Source organism: Paenibacillus agri (genome assembly GCF_013359945.1).
In the GTDB taxonomy this organism is placed as follows: Bacteria; Bacillota; Bacilli; order Paenibacillales; family Paenibacillaceae; genus Paenibacillus_AQ; species Paenibacillus_AQ agri.
The window spans coordinates 97528-117074 of record NZ_JABWCS010000209.1 but is presented as its reverse complement, the minus strand read 5'-3'; the positions used below and the strand labels follow the sequence as shown (position 1 = coordinate 117074).

At 48.9% G+C, this 19547-nt stretch carries 14 protein-coding genes; 6 read left to right on the top strand and 8 right to left on the bottom strand.

The features are described from left to right. The first annotated feature begins 32 nt into the window (after positions 1-32). Positions 33-1382 carry a glycoside hydrolase family 30 protein gene (locus HPT30_RS14510; protein ID WP_175372067.1) on the top strand — a complete coding sequence of 450 codons (1350 nt, stop codon included), beginning with the start codon at positions 33-35 and terminating at the stop codon, positions 1380-1382. A gap of 96 nt (positions 1383-1478) precedes the next feature. Here the strand turns inward: HPT30_RS14510 and HPT30_RS14505 are convergent, their stop codons facing one another. Continuing rightward, on the bottom strand, positions 1479-1862 hold the full coding sequence (locus HPT30_RS14505) for a hypothetical protein (RefSeq protein WP_175372066.1): 384 nt from the start codon (positions 1860-1862) through the stop codon (positions 1479-1481). Between the two features lie 161 nt (positions 1863-2023). On the opposite strand from HPT30_RS14505, the gene HPT30_RS14500 reads away from it, so the two are divergent. The 3 genes from HPT30_RS14500 (at position 2024) to HPT30_RS14490 (ending at position 5186) form a co-directional block, all read left to right on the top strand. Then, positions 2024-2725 (top strand): coiled-coil domain-containing protein, encoded by a 702-nt coding sequence (locus HPT30_RS14500; protein WP_246317095.1) that lies wholly within the window; start codon positions 2024-2026, stop codon positions 2723-2725. A 190-nt stretch (positions 2726-2915) separates the two neighbouring features. Continuing rightward, on the top strand, positions 2916-4013 hold the full coding sequence (locus tag HPT30_RS14495) for a polysaccharide deacetylase family protein (protein ID WP_175372065.1): 1098 nt from the start codon (positions 2916-2918) through the stop codon (positions 4011-4013). 21 nt (positions 4014-4034) lie between these two features. Further along, positions 4035-5186: an MFS transporter gene (locus HPT30_RS14490; RefSeq protein ID WP_175372064.1), complete on the top strand. Its 1152-nt coding sequence runs from the start codon at positions 4035-4037 to the stop codon at positions 5184-5186. Positions 5187-5428: 242 nt separating this feature from the next. Here the strand turns inward: HPT30_RS14490 and HPT30_RS14485 are convergent, their stop codons facing one another. From HPT30_RS14485 to HPT30_RS14460, 6 genes are all read right to left on the bottom strand, one after another. Further along, positions 5429-6760: a 6-phospho-beta-glucosidase gene (locus tag HPT30_RS14485; protein ID WP_175372063.1), complete on the bottom strand. Its 1332-nt coding sequence runs from the start codon at positions 6758-6760 to the stop codon at positions 5429-5431. Positions 6761-6765: 5 nt separating this feature from the next. After that, a complete protein-coding gene (locus HPT30_RS14480) occupies positions 6766-7761 on the bottom strand; it encodes an N-acetylglucosamine kinase (protein ID WP_175372062.1) in 996 nt (331 codons plus the stop codon). Between the two features lie 73 nt (positions 7762-7834). Continuing rightward, on the bottom strand, positions 7835-8824 hold the full coding sequence (locus tag HPT30_RS14475) for a LacI family DNA-binding transcriptional regulator (protein ID WP_175372061.1): 990 nt from the start codon (positions 8822-8824) through the stop codon (positions 7835-7837). Positions 8825-8956: 132 nt separating this feature from the next. After that, positions 8957-10336, bottom strand: a complete 1380-nt coding sequence (locus HPT30_RS14470; RefSeq protein ID WP_175372060.1) for an ABC transporter substrate-binding protein — start codon at positions 10334-10336, stop codon at positions 8957-8959. 53 nt (positions 10337-10389) lie between these two features. Beyond that, positions 10390-11268 (bottom strand): carbohydrate ABC transporter permease, encoded by an 879-nt coding sequence (locus HPT30_RS14465; protein ID WP_175372059.1) that lies wholly within the window; start codon positions 11266-11268, stop codon positions 10390-10392. Further along, positions 11265-12122: a carbohydrate ABC transporter permease gene (locus HPT30_RS14460; protein ID WP_175372119.1), complete on the bottom strand. Its 858-nt coding sequence runs from the start codon at positions 12120-12122 to the stop codon at positions 11265-11267. The genes HPT30_RS14465 and HPT30_RS14460 overlap by 4 nt, the downstream gene beginning before the upstream one ends. A gap of 555 nt (positions 12123-12677) precedes the next feature. Here HPT30_RS14460 and HPT30_RS14455 point away from each other — a divergent pair. Next, entirely contained in the window at positions 12678-13427 is a 750-nt protein-coding gene (locus tag HPT30_RS14455) for a YdcF family protein (RefSeq protein ID WP_175372118.1), read from the top strand. A 293-nt stretch (positions 13428-13720) separates the two neighbouring features. Further along, positions 13721-14818 carry a threonine aldolase family protein gene (locus HPT30_RS14450; protein WP_175372058.1) on the top strand — a complete coding sequence of 366 codons (1098 nt, stop codon included), beginning with the start codon at positions 13721-13723 and terminating at the stop codon, positions 14816-14818. 125 nt (positions 14819-14943) lie between these two features. Here HPT30_RS14450 and HPT30_RS14445 read toward each other — a convergent pair whose 3' ends face one another. Continuing rightward, entirely contained in the window at positions 14944-19098 is a 4155-nt protein-coding gene (locus tag HPT30_RS14445; RefSeq protein ID WP_246317094.1) for a S8 family serine peptidase, read from the bottom strand. Positions 19099-19547 lie beyond the last annotated feature (449 nt).

Here is a 19547-nt window from a genome sequence, read left to right as displayed (position 1 = left end):
TCATAACTTGAATGGTTGGAGGGATAACGATAATGACTGAACTTATCATTTATGAGTCCAAGGGAGAAGGCGATCTGTTCGTTGAACGGACCGTGGAGGCTTTAACTCCGGTTGCAGCGGGAGCGGGTCAGACGGAGATTAATCTGGATATAAACCAAACTTATCAGGAGATGGACGGCTTTGGCGCCTCCTTCACCGATTCATCCGCCTATCTGATTCACCAAGTGCTGACTGCGGAGCAGCGGACGGAAGCGATGACCCGTTTGTTTGATGCTCAGGAAGGGATTGGCCTCTCCGTTCTGAGAAACCCGATGGGTGCTTCAGATTATGCCAGAATGCTCTATAGCTATGACGACAGACCAGAAGGAGAGACCGACCCGTCACTGGAGCATTTCACCATTGCTCATGATGAAGAGGATGTCATTCCGCTGGTAAAAGAAGCTTTGAAGCTGAATCCCGCCATCAAGCTGTTCGCTTCACCCTGGAGTGCGCCAGCATGGATGAAGACTAGCGGCTCCATGAAGACCGGTGAGCTGAAGCAAGAGTTCTACTCGTCTTATGCGGATTATTTTGTACGGTTTATTCAAGCGTATAAGGATAAAGGGCTTCATATTTACGCGGTAACTCCGCAGAACGAGCCCTTGTATGAGCCAGCTCACTATCCAAGCATGCTGATGCTGCCGGAGGCACAGGCTGATTTCGTTAAGAATCACCTGAAGCCTAGTTTTATCAAGAGTGGCCTGGATACTAAAATTCTCTGTTACGATCACAACTGGGATCGGCCGGATTATCCATTGACCGTATTGGAGCAAGCTAAGGATAGCGTTGACGGTGTGGCCTGGCACTGGTACGGTGGTAAGCCAGCGGCTCAGAGCGACGTGTTCGAAGCTTTTGCGGGTAAAGAAGTACATTTCAGCGAAGGCTCCGGTGGAGAATGGATTCCTCCCTTCGAGCAGGCGTTCTCCAATGTGATGCGGACGGGGATTGAGATTCTCCGCAATCACAGTAAGTCCTTCATTCTGTGGAATATGGCGCTTGATGAGAAGAATGGTCCGACGGTACCTGGCTTTGGTAAAAGCACCTGCCGCGGAATTCTGCTAATTAACCAGCAGACCGGTGAACTGGAGTATACACTGGACTACTACGCACTGGCACATTTCAGCAAAGTCATCCGTCCAGGTGCCCTGCGAATCGGATCAAGTGCAAGCAGTGAGCATATTCGTTCCGTAGCGTTTACGAATACAGATAACTCCGTTGCTATCGTGCTGTTTAATGATAGTGATAAAGCGGAGAATGTTAGCATAAAGCTGCAGGGGCAAGAAATTCTGGCCTGCAATCTGGTGGGGAAAAGCGCGGTTTCCGTGCTTGTGCCTCATCAATAATCAGTTAAAAGGCCAGTTTGGCCGCATAGAACTGAGTAGTATACGAAATGCCCTCGGGACCGCTGGTACAGCGGGAACGGGGGCATTTTTTTCTCCTTATCCCATTAATCCCTTCAGCTCACCGATGAAAGGCCGGATGGTTTTGATCATATTATAGCCCATCTTCATTAGCGGCATGGTCTTTTGGATCATTCCAAAGAAGCCTAGACCGCCGAGGCCACCACTTGCTTCCCCGGAGCCAAAACCGCCACCAAATAATGAGCCTAACAGTGGCATGAATCCGGAGACCTCTGCTTTCTTGGAACGAGAGCGGCCCTTCTTTCTAGATTTGGGGCTGCGGCTTGGTCTTGAGAGCACCAAAGCTTCTTTTTCAAGCCCAGTTATAAACCCCACATACGACCGTCCATCATGCAGTGTGATGCAGACCGGGCGGCCCTGTAGCTGTTTTGCCTGCTTGCGGATTTTGGTCGATTTTCCCATCTGTGGATCACCTCATTGTTCTTTTTACTATATATTACTCAGGTTTTGAGCCGCTGCTTGTGCGAAGTCACTATCTTTCCAGGCGGTTACATTAACTCTATCTTTGAACAGTCTCTGTAGTTTATAATAGATGGGTTAATTAACCAAAAATGGGGTGCATCATGAAAGTGAAAAAGATGAGTATGTTAATGAGTACGATTGTCCTTGCTGTGTCGCTCACCGGGTGTTCTGGCAACAATACTAACGCTGCAGGAGAAGAGGCAGAGCAATTGAAGACCCAGATTGCGAAGCTCCAAGAGGAGAACAAGCAATTAACAGAAGAGAACAACAAATTGAAGGAGGCCGCGATTGTAGTAGCCAACACTTCAGAAGAAGAGCCAGAGAAAGCCCAGTCGGATAACGCGAATCCTGCGGGGGAAGAAACGAAGGCCATTGTAAAGGGACAGCCGTTAGTGTTGGACGGAGTTGCCGAATACACAGTCACGAAGACTTCATTTACTAAGAAAATCGTTCCTTCCAAACCGGGTACATTCTATACATACTACGAAGCCAAGGAGCCTGATACCACTTATCTGGCTATTACGCTGAAAGTAAAGAATCTGGGTGGTTCAGGAAAAGGTGCGGATACGTTCGCCGATATCACTGTCAAATACGATAACCAGTATGAGTACAGGACCTCCTCGACGATTGAAAACAAGGGAGGGGAAGACTTTACCTACACCAACATTACGAGTGTCGAGCCATTAAAATATGGCACGCTGGTGTTCTTCGCCACGGTGCCTACGGAAGTGCAGACAAGTGATAAACCACTTTATGCCGACATTAATATTGAAGGTCAGTCTTACAGATACACGATACGCTAATTCGTTATGCGCCGAGCAATGGTGAGCTGATGCATGCACTCTAAAGTCCATAGAAGACAATATCAGGATGCCTGGGAAAACTTAATGTTTCCGGCATCTTTTTGTCGTGAAAAGGGTCCAGTAATACGTGGAAAACACCCCCGCCCTCCACTATAATAAATGTATATAATCATAGAAATGAGGCGGCAATATGTCAGCTAAGGCGGTTTGGAGCGGAGATGCCAATCAGGCGATTTGCGCGTTTACGTTTGACGATGGGCCTTCCCGGCTTCCACTTGAATTGTGGCTGGGTGTTCTGGAGGAAGAGGGCGTTGTAGGCACCTTTTTCTTCACAGGAGAATGGATGGACCGCCACCCGGATAAGGCGCGGGAGATTCTGTCCAGAGGACATGTGCTCGCTCCCCATACCTACCATCACCGGCGGATGGCTCAAGTTCCGAAACCAGTGTTTCTGGAGCAGTTAAAACTGGCTGAGCTGGCATATCAGGATGCAACCGGTCTGGCGTGTCCCAGCTTCATGCGTTTTCCGTATTGTTCGTTCCGCGAGGAGAACCTGGATTGGCTGGCCGAATGGGGCGGGTATCTGGATATTGAAGGTGTGGATTCGGGCGATTGGGCAGGAATTTCTGCAGAGGAGATTGTTGCCCGGGTAGAGCCGGAGCTGAAGAATGGCACGATTGTAGTCATGCATAGCAATGATATCGCAACAGGATCACCAGAGGGGCTGAGACAGCTTATTCGCATTGCCAAGCAAAAGGGGCTGCAGGCCGTAGGTGTTCCTGATATTCTGGACTCCATTGGTGCTGAGACCGAGTATAGACCCTGGAAAATCACCGTGCAGGTTCCGGCTGAGCTGGATCATCCGGTGGAAAAGTGGGTGTCGCTTCAGAATGATAAGCAGCTCGCTGATTTGGCGACCCAGACGATCCAGTGGAATGCTCCGCAGTATACCCTTCATTTCTCTTCAGAGAATGAATGGCTGGAACATCTGAAGACGCCACTAGAGGAGTTTGGTGTGGCAGAGGACAGGGCAATGTTCACCCTTAGAGAGTTCGATGGCAGCTATTGGGGATACCTGCGCGCTGGAGTCCGTGGCGATACGTTGGTATTATTAGATTTTTCCGCTAAGGAGGCGCAGGCTGACACACTAGTGTATGTGCTTCGCTGGGCAGCTGAAAAAGCGATGTCCCTCGGATTAACCCATATTGAAGTCAGACAGGATCTTCGCAAGATGTACGAGATGTGCAGACAGCTCGGCTGGAGTGCAGAAATCGAAGAGGATCGTTAAGAAAGAGGAGCAGTGTCATTCGTGAGGACATTATCAAGCTATTATTTTTTATATTACCTGGCCATGTCTGTTCTGATGCCGTATACAAGTCTGTATTTCAGTGAGAGAGGCTTCAGCTTCACTGCCGTAGGCTTGATTCTGTCCTTATGGGCACTGGTCAGTGTGGTTGCTCAACCGGTCATGGGGCTCATTAACGACCGCCTGGGCAATCCCAAACAAATCATGCTACTCTCTTCGATCCTGGCAGCGGTGCTGGGCTTTGGCTTTAACCTGATGGAGGGCTTGACCGGAATTATTGTTTTGTCCTTGTTCTTTGCCTGGTTTCAATCCTCAGTTGGACCGGTGGGCGATGCGTTAGCAGTGGAAATTGCCAGCCGTGACGGTTTTTCTTTCGGAAATGTGAGGCTGTTCGGGGCTTTAAGCTATGCGATTGGTACATTCACTACAGGGATTCTATATGAGAGATTCGGCTATAGTCATATTTTTGTCTATTACCTAGTTATCAGTATGATCGTGTGCGTGACGATTCTGTTCCTGCCCACAACGAAAGTGTCCCGTAGAAAGGTGACGCTCTTCGGACAAATGGGTGAGGTTGTCCGCAATAAGCCGTTTATGATATTTGTAGTCACCAGTACGTTAATGATGATGTCCGCTTCTATTAATTTGAACTTTCTACCACTGTACTTCAAGGAAATGGGCTTCAATAAAAGCTGGATCGGCAGCGCCTTCGCCATTGCCGCTATTATTGAGGTGCCGATGTTCTGGGTGGCCACCCGGCTCAGTAAGGCTATCGGAAGATACCCGCTGCTATGCCTGGCCGCTGCGATCTATGGCAGCCAGTACCTGGTCATGTTCCTGTTCTCTAATGTATCGCTTACGCTCGCGGTTCAACTGCTGAACGGTGTTGCCTTTGCTTTTGCCGCAGGGACCGCTGTGGAAGTGGTTCAGAGCTACGCCACAGAAGGGACCAAAGCGACATTGCAGACGGTTTATGCAGCGGTAACCTGGGGCCTCGGTGGTATTGTTGGGAATGCTGTCGGGGGAGTTGTCACGGATCATCTGGGCGCGAAATTTCTGTACCTGATCCTCTTCTGCCTGTGCGCCGCAGCCTCATTGTTGTTTATCGTGAACAGGCATCATCAGCCGTCGGTTAACCAAGGGCTTGCCGGGTAGGTAGGGTAGCTGGGCGGCGGAGCGTAGAGGATATCAGTCTGGAGAAAGCGGGATTGTATCCCGGAAGACCGGCTCCCGAATAAGGTGCGCGGTCTTTTTTCACCCTATTTTTCACATAAAAAAAACCACTGCCCGTATCGACAGAACATTCTGCGTAGGGACAGTGGTTTGGTTAGGAGGATCTAGCCTTCCTCTATAGTGCAGAGAAGGCCCGACCTTAAACCGTAATCATTATTTATAAATTATTGTGCAGCAGGTGTAGTTTCTTTGGTGAAAAAGCTTGGCAAATACTCTTTGTTCGCTTCCAGCATTTCGTCTAGCATCTGGATTGCTACTTCCACGGATGGAACCAGTGGATGATGGGCCAGTGCCTGAATCGCCAGCTCGCGGCTGCCGGTCACAGCGGCTTCAATCGCCAGCTGTTCGTAGGTTTTGACTGCATGAATGAGTCCCTTGGCCATAGGTGGAACGGTAGTCAGCGGGAGTGGCAATGGGCCGTTCTTTGTGACGACACAGTTCACTTCAATGCTGGCATCATCAGGCAAGAAATCCAGAATACCGTTGTTGGCGACATTCAGCGTCTGGATGTCATTCGCACCGTTATACAGCGAGCGCATCAGGTTGACAGCTGCCTCTGAATAAAAGGCGCCGCCGCGTTGTTCCAACTGCTTCGGTTTTTCTTTTAGCTCCACGTTGCTGTAGATTTCGAACAGCTCTTCTTCCACACGCTTAACCACCTCAGCTCGGTTACCGCCCTTCTTGAAGGACTCCAACTGTTCTTCTAACATAGCATCGTTCATGTAGAAGTACTTCAGGTAGTAGGAAGGCAAAGCGTGAAGGGAGTTCAGGAATTCCGGGTTCCATTCACGGGCAGGCACGTTCTTGGCGCCATAAGCAGTTGTATCAGCCAGCATTTCATCCAGCTTGCTCTCGCCCTCAACATCAATGCGGGTAATCCAGTGCAAGTGGTTGAGACCCACAAATTCGGCGTATACCCGATCAGGGGCTACGCTGTATTTGGAGGAGACTTGCTTGATCAGGCCGATAGGAGCGTTGCATAGGCCAATGCTTTTGACGTTGGAGTATTTCAGGACAGCTTCCGTAACCATCCCTGCCGGATTGGTGAAGTTGAGCAGCCATGCGTTTGGAGCCAGTTCCTCAATATCGCGGCAGACGTCAAGAATCACAGGAATCGTACGGAGGGCTTTCATCATGCCTCCGGGACCGGTGGTCTCCTGGCCAATAACATCATATTTGAGCGGGATGGATTCATCGCGGGCACGGGCATCCAGCATGCCGACACGCATCTGTGTGCTGACAAAGTCAGCGCCTGCGATGGCTTCGCGGCGGTCTGTCGTCAGATGGACTTCGATGGGGAGTCCGGATTCTTCAACCATCCGTTTAGCCAGGTTGCCGACAATGTTCAGCTTGCGCAGTCCGGGTTCAATGTCCACCAGCCATAGTTCACGAATAGGGAGCTCCTTATGATGAAGAATGAATCCCTCTACGAGTTCCGGTGTGTACGAAGAGCCTCCGCCGATGACGGCGATTTTCAGTCCTTTATTAGCTGTCACAATAATCACTCCTGTCTGGTAGTTTGTTTAATGGATTCGAATTCCTGAAAACCCTTCATCTTGTCATAGACTTCACTACTGATTGTCATCCCGTCGCTTTCCATGGCTGACCATACCGCACCGACCACCGGTTCGGTGGTTAGGGTGACCACGGTTGCCTGTGGGGCAGCAATGGCTACGGCTTGTTCGATGGGGCTACGAATCCAGCCACGGTCTCCCCGGGTCAGCAGGCTTCCGGCCAGCACGACATCGAAGACGTCCTTTTCCATGCCTAGCCGATGGATGACAGCGGCAGCAGACTTGCCCAGCTCTACACCTTGCCGGTGCAGGATTTCCAGAGCCACAGCATCGCCCTCAGCTGCAGCTGCGAACAGCAGGCGGGCAGCATCTGTAGGCACGTGCTTCCCATGATCCAGGAAATCATTGAACATGCGCTCCACCGTCTCATATCCCAGCAATTTTAGCAGCGGGGCAGTCAGGAGGGTAGCTTGTTCCCTCCCGTCCCAAGCCCGGATGACTGAACGGAAAACTTCAATGTTGAGCGAGCCGCCTCCGCCAAAATCTCCATACATATAGTCAAAGCCGCCACATTGATAATGCTGTCCCTGTACATTCCGGCCAGCCGAATTGGTACCTGTGCCGCAGATCAGGGAGACGCCATATGGACGGTTAGTGCCTGCTCGTAGCCCGATCATGGTGTCACAATTGATGGTGTATCTAGTAAAACCGATATCGCGGATGATCGGGTGCAAAATCTCATAATCGGCATCACGGTCAGCACCCGCCAATCCCAGATAAGTGTGCTGAATGTCGTCCAAGCTGAGCCCGGCATCCGCCAAAGCGCCGAACGTGGCTTCACGGATGCTGCTAGCTGCGCGGGCCGCATCTACCTGATGATTACCGTTGCCACTCTTGCCTTTCCCCAGCACATTGCCCTTTTCATCACTGAGCAGGGCGTAGGTTTTGGTTCCTCCCCCATCGAGTCCCAAGTAGTAAGTCAATGGTCTTCACTCCTAAGTGAATATATATTATAGAAAACAAAAGATTACAGCCGGTCTGCAAATGGATGCCAGTCTAGATGGAAACTGTAGATTCACGAATGATCAGCTCCGGATCAATCCGTATGCCGGACCCGCGCTTCATCTTGCCAGAGATGCGCCGCAGCAGCATATCCGCTGCCGCCTGCGCGATTTTGTCCGCAGGTTGCCGAAGGGTCGACAGATGCGGGCGAAGCTGTGAGGCAATGTAGTGGTCATCATAGCCGACAACAGCGACCTGCTCCGGTACGGATATCCCCGCCTCCATTAGAGCATTGATAACCCCAAGGGCGATATTGTCATCACCAGTGAATACCGCGGTGGGCAATTGTCCTTCGCTTAACCAGCGTTTACAGGTGTCATAGCCAAATTCTATTTCGAAATCGCCCTGTACGATTTCAAAAGGAGTAATTCCTTTTTCCTGTAGTGCCAGTGCGAACCCGTTGCGCCGCTCCCTTGTACTGCGGAACATTTCATGTCCGCACAGATGCGCGATAGAGGTATGCCCGAGCTCCAACAGATGACTTGCCGCCGCGTAGCCACCTTTGAAGTTGTCGATCGTGATCGAATAGGTATCATTCTCCGGCTCCTGATTATCAATCAGTACATAAGGTATGCCGCGCCGCTTCAGTTGCATGATATAATTCTCTTCCCCGATCGGCGAGAGCAGAATCATGCCGTCTACCCGGTCTTCCTGAATGAGATAGTGGTCCTCATCCGATTCAATGCCTCTGGAGATGGCGATCGCCAGGAAGTAACCATGCAGCGCGAGCACCTCATTCAGTTCTTTGACAACGGCGTCAAAGAACGAATCGTGCAGAGTAGTTACCACGAGTCCGATAATCCCTGTCTTTCCACTGGCGAGGCTGCGTGCAGCCGCATTGGGGCGGTAGTCCAGCTCCTTGATTGCATCTAACACTTTCTGCCGATTCTTCTCGCGTACCGATTCAGCGCCGTTCAACACCCGTGATACCGTCACGACAGACAGACCGGATTTTTTGGCTACATCAAATATGCTCACTTTCATGTCTTGTGCTCCTTGCAGCAGATTTTCCGAATGTATTATCTACCATTAGTATACAGGGTGGAGAGGCGGTCTGCTAAACAATAACATTCCAAGCAAGCATACCGTCCCGGAAGGGACGGTATGCCGTACATGCTAACGTTTGATGATCTCGGTGACCTTTTTCTGAATGGTACCCATGACCTCTTCAAGCGTCTTATGTCCGGTCTCTACCGGCTGCAGCTCGTTGATGAACATATCGTTGATTTGCGAGTAGTGTACGATCAGGTGATTGAAGGATTCGTAGCCGTATTTCACAGCCCCTTCATAGACCTTCTTCACATCTTCAGGATCAACGCCTTCAAAGTGCTTGTAGTACGTTTCAGCAGCTTTGGTGTTGACTGGCGGGTTACCGCCACTCAGCTCAATGGATTTCTCCTGAACTTCAGTGGTGAGCAGGAATTTGATGAATTCCATGGCTTCCTTCGGATGCTTGGAATCTTTCAGAATGAGCAGCGGGTCCACGAACAGCGGGCTGCGCACCTTATCGTTACCGCCCCATGGCACAGCGGCTACGCCAACCTTGAACGGAAAGTCGTTGGAACCGGCCATAATCCAGGAGCCGCCGACAGACATTCCGATTTTACCAGCTACGAACGGATCGCCATTCTGTCCGGCTACGCTCTTGCTCCATTCGGTATTAGGCGACACTTTATCTTTGAAGATCAGGTCGAAGAATTTGTGATAAGCAGCAATAACCTCTGGTGAGTCAAAATGGGTCTCGGAAGGTACGCCGCCGTTGGTCCAGGTATCTGCAGAGTACGGATCTGCTCCGAAGTACAGCGGACGCATGTCGCGTTCTGACCAGGTGAAATCAACACCATATTGCGTTTTGGTAATATCGTCAGAGTGAACCGTCATCTTTTTGGCATCCTCGACCATTTTGTCAAAGGTCCAGCTCTTGTCTTCGTAATCACTTGGCGGGTAGGATAACTTCGCCGCATCGAACATATCCTTGTTGTACATCATCAGCGTAACGTACATGTTGAGTGGAATGCCGTAAGTGTGATCTTTAACTTTGTAGATGTCCATCAGGTGCTCAGGAATGTTGTAATCTTCGGCTTTGAAGCCTGTTTCCTGCATCAGATCGGTGAGGTCCATCAGCATGCCTTTGTTGTAGTATTCTGCGAAGCCGCCGTAGCCGTAGTGGCTCGTAATATCAGGCGATTTGTTCCCGGCAATCAGTGTCTGCAGCTTACTGTCAAACTGCTCGTAAGGCGCCTTTTCCATCTTGACCTTGATGTTAGGATGTTCTTTCTCGAAATCAGGAATCAGCTTCTCGACAAAGGTGCGGTCCTCGGAATCAATGGTGTAGTAAGTAATGGTCACTTTGTCGCCTTTACCGCCGGAGCTGCTGTTCGATCCGGGTGAGGCTACATCTTCTACTGATTTGCCGCCGCTACAGCCAGCCAAGGTCGTAAGAAGTAGTGCACTTGCTGCAAAAAGAGTTCCAAACGTTTTCCTGTTCTTTTTCATTCGCTAATCCCTCCAGGATATCAGTGTATAGTTCCGCCAATGACGGCGGGTTATTACTTAATGCCTGTAAGTACAATACCTTCTACAAACTGCTTCTGAGCAACCGCAAACAGGGTCACGATTGGAAGCATAGCCAGCACGGAAGCTACCATCAGAAGATGCCACGGCGGAATACGGAACCGTGAAGAGGTGAGCGAGGCCATGCCGACAGGTAGCGTAAATTTGTCTGATGAGCTTAAATAAAGCACAGGGGTGAGCAGGTCATTCCAGCTGTAGATAAAAGCAAAGATGGCAACAGTGGCTAGGGCTGGTCCTGAGAGCGGAAGCGCAATCTGGCGCCACATCCGCAGCTCGCCGCATCCGTCAATCCGTCCGGCGTCGAACATTTCCTCTGGCAAGGTGGTGAAGAACTGGCGTAGCAGGAAGATGTTATACGCTGAGCCGAAAAATGCGGGCACAATCAGCGGCAGGAAAGTGTCGATCCAGTTCATTTTGGAGAACAGGATAAACTGTGGAATCATGATCGCCGGATAAGGCAGCATCATGGTGCTAAGCAGCAGCATGAACCAGATCTTGTTGCCTTTTCCTTTATATCTGGCAAATCCGTAAGCCACCAGCGCAGAAGAAATCAGTGTGCCAATGACGGACAGGACGGCGATAATAAGGCTGTTCTTGTACAGGGTTCCGAATTGCAGGGTGTCAAAAATCTCCGTGTAATTGCTCCACTGCCAGCTTTCCGGAAGAAAGGTAGGCGGGAACTTCAGCATCTCCTTCTTGGACTTCAGGGAGGTCATAACCATGAAGAACAGCGGAAGCAGCATAAGGAATGTTGTTACAATCAAGGTCAGCAGGCTGATAATCTTGACCGGTCCGACCTTCCGGCGCGGACGTGAACTGGGCGGGCGTGTGGAGAGGCTTGGGATGGAGCTCATTTGTTAACGCCCCCTTCATAATGAACGAATCGGTTGGACAGCTTCATGATAAGAGCCGTACACAGCATAACAACGATCAGCAGCACCCAGGCCAGAGCCGAGGAATAACCGGCCCGATATTCTTTGAAGGCGCTGGTATAAAGGTTGTAGACGTAGAACCAGGTAGAGTAGTTCGGTCCGCCCTGCGTCATGACGAAGGCTTGGGTGAATACCTGAAAGGAATCGATTAGCCCCATAATCAACTGGAACAGCAGCACCGGCGAGATCATCGGCAGTGTGATGTGCCAGAAAATCCGCAAGCGTCCGGCTCCATCAAGTTCAGCTGCTTCGACTAGACTGGACGGCACCCCTTGCAGTCCCGCAAGGAAGAGAATCATCCCGGCTCCCGCGCCCCAGAAGGACATAATGATCAGTGCGTAAAGGGCAGTATCCGGATTCATCAGCCAGGATGGGCCTTGAATGCCGAACCAGGACAGGATGTAGTTAAAGAGTCCGATCTGCGGATTGAAGATCCAGTACCACAGCAGGGACATCGCTACCCCGGATACCATACTTGGGAAGTACATTGCTGTCCGGAAGAAGCCTTTGAGTGGAATCGTCTGATTCAGCAATAGTGCAAAGCCCAGGGACAACAGCATCGAGATTGGCACACCGATAAAGGTATACCTTACAGTGACAACGACCGATTTCCAGAACAGATCGTTATGGAACATCTCGGTGTAGTTGGCCAGCCCAACGAATTTTGGCGGGTGAATAATGTCATATTCAGTGAAGCTGTAGTAAAACGATGACAGAATGGGATACAAGGCGAAGATTAAGAAGCCGATTATCCAGGGTGAGATAAACAAATACATGTAAAATGTTTGCCGCCGACTCTCGCGATTGCTCACGGATACACCAACCTTTCTCTCCTAAAGTATAAGCGCTTTAACTTTTGATCATTAATTTGTTGTCAAAATCAAATTTTATGGGTCTTATTGATATAAAAGTTAAAGTGCTTTAACTTTTAATCCGTCCGATGTCATTATCATAGAGGATTGGATCGAAATAATCAATACCTATTTTTAAAAATAAAGCGCTACCAGTTATATTATATGACACGTAATCTGATCTATTTTTATTATCATCGCTATAAACGACAACGTTTTTCGATTTTGTGTAATATTATATTACACATTTAAGATGATTGTTTCCGTTCTATTTACATATTCATGTGAAAATAATAATTTTAGTTAAAAACATGGCAGGTTTCATGCGTTTTTTGGAAATCTAAAAAATGGGTAGTCAGGAAAAGCTCTTTTTCCAAGTGGTGAAAAGGTGCGAAGTAAGAGGATGTCCGGTTATAATTATCGTGTGGACAAGGGTCATAGTTCAAACCGGGACTCGCCCGGTTAGGAGGTGCAAATAGTCTGATTTATGTAATCAAATTTATCTATAGCTTCGTACTCCCGCCGGGGCTATTCGTGCTGCTGCTCCTGGTACCGATTATTTGGCTATGGAAGCGTGAGCGAAGGGCGTCAGTATTCCTGCTCATCGTTACCCTGTTATTCTATTTATCCTCTACGTCGCTTGTCAGCGATCTATTCATACGCGGACTAGAGCGGCAATATGCGCAGCCGCAGGCCGTACAGGGAGATGTTATCGTTGTGCTCGGCGGTGGAGCCACGCTGACGACACCTGACTTGAATGGCAAGGGCAATATGCTGGGTTCAGCGGCGAACCGACTGTTGACTGCCGTACGCCTGCATAAGGCCACCGGCTTGCCGATTCTGTTCTCCGGCGGTCAGGTTTTCGCCGATAGCGGTAATGAAGCGAATATTGCAAAACGGCAGCTGCTTGCCCTTGGGGTGGCAGAGAGTGACATTCTTGTCGAGAACCGCTCACTCAATACTAAGCAGAATGCAATTAATACTGCGCTCATTCTGAAGGAACACGGGTTTGAGCACCCGGTGCTCGTGACCTCTGCATTCCATATGCCACGGGCGGTGGTGGAGTTTGGCCAAGCCGGTCTGTCGGTGCAGCCTTTTCCGACCGATTATGTATCGGATAGCAAGTTCACTTTTTATCCTGCCAAACTGTCTCCGAATGCCGGAGCGGTTAGCATTACAGGGCTGGCTTTGAAAGAGTATCTGGGTCTTTTCGTGGCCAAGATTCGTTGAGTTATATAAGACGAACGTAAGATGATAACGTAAAGGCTCGATCGTCACTACGGTGAATATTTGGACTTCCGGTCGCTGTTGCCCCCAGATTTCTTCGATTAAACCGCTTATCGCGGTTGAAATCCGGCGAGCGTATGCTTCCGATGCGAGCTTTCCTGCAGAAAGCTTTTTAGGCGAGCGCTTTCGCTCCTACAGCTCCAAATTTTCCCCTTCGTTCCTTCTCTCTTTTGTTGTTTCTTTTCTTCGTCTTATATATGTGTTATTAAGATATATCTGAGAGGAGCAATTAGTTTATGCAAGAGAAGTTGTCATTAGCAGAAGCCTTTAAAGAAGCTGCCTTTCAATTGCCGGCTCACGGTAAACGGAATGTGCAAGTGCTGAAAGAGGTTTTCGAGCAGATAGAGGGTCACCTGGATTCTGATATATATGGAACGGGAAAGGTTATTGAGGATTTCCAAGCGAATATGGCCGAAGTGCTGGGGAAGGAAGCGGCAGTGTTCTTTCCGAGTGGGACCATGGCACAGCAGATTGCCTTAAGATTATGGTGTGATCGCAAGGGTTTGAACCAGGTGGCTTACCATCCGCTCTGTCACTTGGAGATTCATGAAGAGGATGGTTTGAAGCAGCTGCATCATATTGAATCTGTGCTGCTCGCTGACAAGAACCGCCTGATTACACTTGAGGATGTCCAAGGGATGCCGGAGGAGGTTGCTTGTCTGCTGCTGGAATTGCCACAACGTGAGATCGGCGGGCAGTTGCCGGAGTATAGTGAGCTTGAAGCCATTTCCGCCTATTGCCGGGAAAAGGGGATTTATCTCCATCTGGATGGCGCAAGATTGTTTGAGGTTCTGCCTTATTATCAGAAGAGTGCTGCAGAGGTTTGTGCGCTATTCGATAGTGTATATATCTCTGTCTATAAAGGGATCGGTGGGATTGCTGGAGCGGTTCTGGCAGGCACAGCGGATTTCACAGCGGAATCGAAGGTCTGGAAGCGGCGGCATGGTGGAGACTTGATCAGCTTATACCCATATATCATCCCTGCTGACTTTTATTTTAAACAACGGGTTCATAAAATGGAAAAGTATTATGAAGAGGCCAAAGCGCTGGCTGCTTTATATAATCAATGCCATGCGGTCACTACGCTTCCGTTAGAGCCGGTGTCGAATATGTTTCATGTGCATGTATCCTTGCCCAAAACAGTAGTAGAGGATGTCTTAATCGATCTTTATCAAGCCACGGGGATCGGACTCACCTCTTATGTGAGAGAAGTCGACGAATTCTCTTCCTACTATGAAGTGAGCATCGGGGACAATTATAGCGGTGTTCCCCAAGACAAGCTGCAATCATTATTCGTGAGGCTGAATGAGAGGCTGCAACAAGCATCATCTTAGGGGACAACGCGAAATTAAGCTGTTTGTTCAAAAGAGTTGCCCAGTATCTATCGTTGTAAAAAAACGCCCGTCCATTTCCCTGTTGGGAAGCGGACGGGCGTTTGATGTTTCTGGCTTGGTCCGAATTAGTCGATCAGGCCAGTTTTGCTCAGCAATTGATGCAGAGTAGCTGCAACTGTCTCACGGGTAGCTGCTGTTGTCGGATTGAAGTTCGATCCGACTTCGCTGCTAATGATACCCGCAGCAGACAAGGATTGCACGCTATCTTTAGCGTATGGAGCGATCTTGGTGCTATCGGCATAAGTAGTGAACGATGGATTGGAGGCTTTCAGTTCCACGCCAGTCAGTTTCACGGCTCTTCCCAGGATAACAGCAAGCTCTTGACGCGTAACTTGGGCGTTCGGGGCAAATTTGCCATTGCCGATTCCCAGAATCAGTCCTGCCTCGGAAGCAGCAGCAACATCATTGGCATACCAGTCAGAAGACTTCACATCTGTAAAGGTAGAAGTCGAGCTAGAACGTAGTCCGAGCGAGCGGGACAGCAGGGCTGTGAACTCGGCACGGGTCAGGTTGCTCTTCGGCGAGAATGTCGTTGCCGAAGTGCCTTCAATAATCAGCTTGTTAGCCAGTGCTGTAATATCGGCAGCAGCCGGGGAGTTGGCGATGTCACTGAAAGTAACAGGGCGGCTCACGGCAGCATAGACCGAGAATCCAGGGCGGCTAACCGTAACGAGAGTCGTACCGTCTGCTTGTACTTTGAATACGGAAGATACCGGAGTAATCTTGCCGTTCGATTCAAATAGAACACCTGCAGTGTTAGGCTCAACTTTGCCTGGAATTGTGAAGGATCTCTTAATGAAGGCATCATTCGGTACCTTCAGAGCTGTACTTCCAGAAGCTTTAGTCCAGTTGGCTTCAAAGGCTACCGGAGACCCAACAACTGTTGATCCGGCAGTTGTCGAGAATTTGGAGGATTGGTCATCCGCTTTCTTGATGATCAGATCCAGGCTGGCATCGGCAGCGCCGCCAGTCAACAGGCTTACTGGCAAGGCGAATGCGGAACCTGCAGCATTTACAATAATAGTACTCTTCGCTGGTGCACCAGCGAGCAGCTTCACTTGCTCAGCTGTCAGAGCCACTTTAGCTGTAGCGTCGGTCGTAGCCGGAGCATTGATTACAATAGCTGCCGGAGAAGCCGAAGCAGAGGCGATGGCTGACTTCAGATCATCGTTAGTTACCGTAACAGTTGCTACGCCATTGCTGGAAGCTACAGCAGCCTTCACCGGCGCTTGCTTCAAGCCTTGGTCAATGACTGCATTAGCAGCGCCGCTAACTGGAGCAGGTGCTGTAGATGGTGCTGGTGTGGCAACTGGGCCGCCTCCACCGCCGCCAGTGCTGCCGCCAGAGTTGCTATCATAAGAGTTGTCTACACGGAAAGAAGAGTATCCTTTGTACTCAATTTCTTTTTCAACTATAGACTCTATCGCTTCACCTGGTGCATCTATGTGGGAGGCGTAGATATAAATTTTATAGACGCCATCCTTCAGGTACTCGGTAACCGGCTTACCACTAGCATCTACAATCTTTTTGCCATTTGCATCGACAGGATGATAGGAGCCATTGATACTTTTGACTGAATACAGGCCTGGAGTAAATGATTGTTTCGCATTAAACTGTACATCAACATATCCGATGGTATGATCTTCAAGATTAACAATATTGACCTCATAGTAGTTGGTGTCCTCTGCGGACAGTCTAAAAGTAAGATCTGTAGAGCTTTGGTAGTTTCTGTTCGGATAAACAAGTGCATTAGACAATTTGATTTCTTGAATGCCAAATGGGTTTTCTGGTAGTTCTTTACCTACATACACACTGAACGGCAGGTGCAATGTTGGTACGCCAGGAGCGGCTAGATTCAGCTGTCCTTCATAAAAGCCTTCTTTTACATTGTTGCCTACATTCAGGTTTAGACTGAACGGTGTTACTTTTCCTCCGTCGGCACTAACAGTTGAAATGCTAGGTGTCACTGTGATCCCTTGAGGATCTTCAAAGTGCCACTCAACAGAAGCGGAATAGCTTACAGCATCCTTGCTTGTATTTTTGAGCTGCACGTTTTTGATTGCAGATGTTCCTGGCTGAATTACGCCATAGGCTGCCGAGGAATTATAATTAATTACATTTTGTGGTTTGTAGTTCTTGTCAAGAATAGTGATCGGTTCAAGAGCTTGTACCAGGGCTGGTGTGGAAATGGCATTCTCAACATTTACACGTCCTGCGCCTTGCTCATAAACGCTGTACTCCTCATTTGGTTCAGCCGTATTTGCCAAAGCTGCACGAATATCAAATGGCGACCATGTAGGATGAGCTTCCTTGATCAGCAGTGCTAGACCGGCAACGTGTGGAGTTGCCATGCTTGTGCCGCTAATCCGGTTGTATGCTTTATCGTAAGGGACATTGTCTTTACCTTTACCGTAAGCTGGCCAAGTAGACAGAATGCCTACGCCTGGTGCTGTGAAGTCTGGCTTGATGCTCAGATTGTCATCAACGTTCGGGCCAAAGGAAGTAAAGCTGGCCAATGCATCCCCTTTGCTTAGCTGAGGATTATAGTTGTCGTCAAAAGTGAAGCGGAAGCTGCTTCCCGGGTTAGCTGCCAGAGTTCTAGCTAAGGCTCTACCCTCGGATCCCTTAATATCCAGAGTAGGGATGTTGTCGAACCCGTCTCCCAGACCGGAGTTAATGAAACCGTCCCGATTAGGGATAGTTGGACTCAGATCTACTATATTCTCATCGCCTACTTGTTTGGCATTACCGTTGAAGATAACGATAGCTTTTGCGCCATGTTCTTTCGCGTTGGCGATTTTCTCAGTGAAGGCATATAGTCCACGGGAGACCAGAACGATGCTGCCTTCAACATTTTGAATATTCTCAAAATCTGCTTTGCCACCAAGTCCTGCGTATACTACATTTACTGGTTTGGTGCCGATAATATTAGCGAAGTTCTCTTTGCCTAGTCCCCAGGCCATCAAATTGAAGTTAACGTCTCCGTAAGTCTCATAGGTTACGGTCGATACCGTGGTACGCTCCAACTCCGCTTTGAATTTACCGGAGAACTGTTTGCTTGGGCTGGTCACCGCTCCGACCGAAATGCCCAACTGGGAAGTGGCAGGAGACCCTAGGGTATATTCACCAGGACCTGCGTTACCGTTGGCAATTACCGCTGTAACGCCCGAAAGCACAGCGTTGTTAATTGCAATGGCATCCGGAGAATTTACGTCCTTCTCTTCATCGGAACCGAGCGAAAGGTTGATAACATCCATGTGATCCTTCACTGCACGTTCGATACCATCGATAACCTGTGCAGAAGAACCGGAGGACGTGCTAGGTCTATCCAAATTACGTCCAAGTACTTTGTAAGCATAAAGCTCTGCACCTGGAGCTACGCCTTTTTGGGCAATTTCACCGCTCTTGTTGGCGAATTGTCCAATGATTGTTCCGGCAACGTGTGTGCCGTGATATGTGCCTTCATAGCCTACGTGATATGGATCATTCTCTTTAGTAAGAGGGACCTCTTCATAAGGATCATTATCATTGTAGAATGAGTCATACCCGCCTTTGTAAGCATCTTTGATGTCAGGGTGAGTATAATCAACCCCGGTGTCAATAACGCCCACCTTAAGGCCTTTACCTGTATATCCGTTAGCCCAGGCCCAATCGGCGTGGATTTGCTTTAATGGCTCGTTATCATTTTGTGGTGTTGTTGCCTCTGCAGCGGCTGCCGAAGTGTCTCCTTCCACTGGAACGGCATACCAGGTGCTGTTCTTATGGATAGAAATGACGCCTGGGATTTTAGCCAGCTCAGGGATTTCATTCGCAGGAATCGTGATCTCAAAACCGTTCAGTACCGTGTTGTACTTGTAATTGACTTCAAGGTCCAGTCCAGCATTGGACGCTTTCTTGAGAACGTCAGTTTGCTGGCTATCTACCGCAGCTTCGGTGGCTGTGGAGGCTAGTGAAGAGATGCCTTGCTTCGCTGCATATTTGCCGACGGCTGCCGGCTGTCCGCTCAGTTGGACAATGACGCGAATATCATCTGTGGATTTTGTATTGATTTGAGGCGATATGAATGTTTTCTGAGAACTTTGAACCAATGGCAGTGTGCTTTGGTCGATATTAGGCTGCACTGCTCCTGCTGCGGAAACCCCTCCGGGTACCGTACTGATCGTCACACCAGCTGCGAGTGCCAGCAGTGATAGTTTACGAGATAATTTGCCCCAATCCAAAAAAATCCCCTCCGTCATATATTCTTTTCAAAATCAAACTTTTTCCGTCTTCTCGGCGAAATCGCGGCAAAACTCTCCTTTCCTATGAATTCAAAAATTAATTCCACCCAAGCTAGTAGGAAAAATGTTAAGAAGATTTTACCACTGGTAAAATGTAAAATCTATATGAAAATAAAAAATATTTTAGTAGATTTTCAACCCTTATATTGGAATATTAAGATTATGATGGGCAAAAATCGTTCGAAAAGGCTCTGTAAAAGGGATTTTTGTTAACAAATGGTGTTATATTAATACATACTCATCTAATAGGAAATAAGGTTCACATCTCCGACAAATGGCCTAATTTTTAGTAAAAAATAAGGTTTTAAAACACATCATAAGATATAAATTGTGCCACCAGGGAGCATAATTTTTACAAGCTGTAAGGTGGAAATAGGCAGGATTTCATA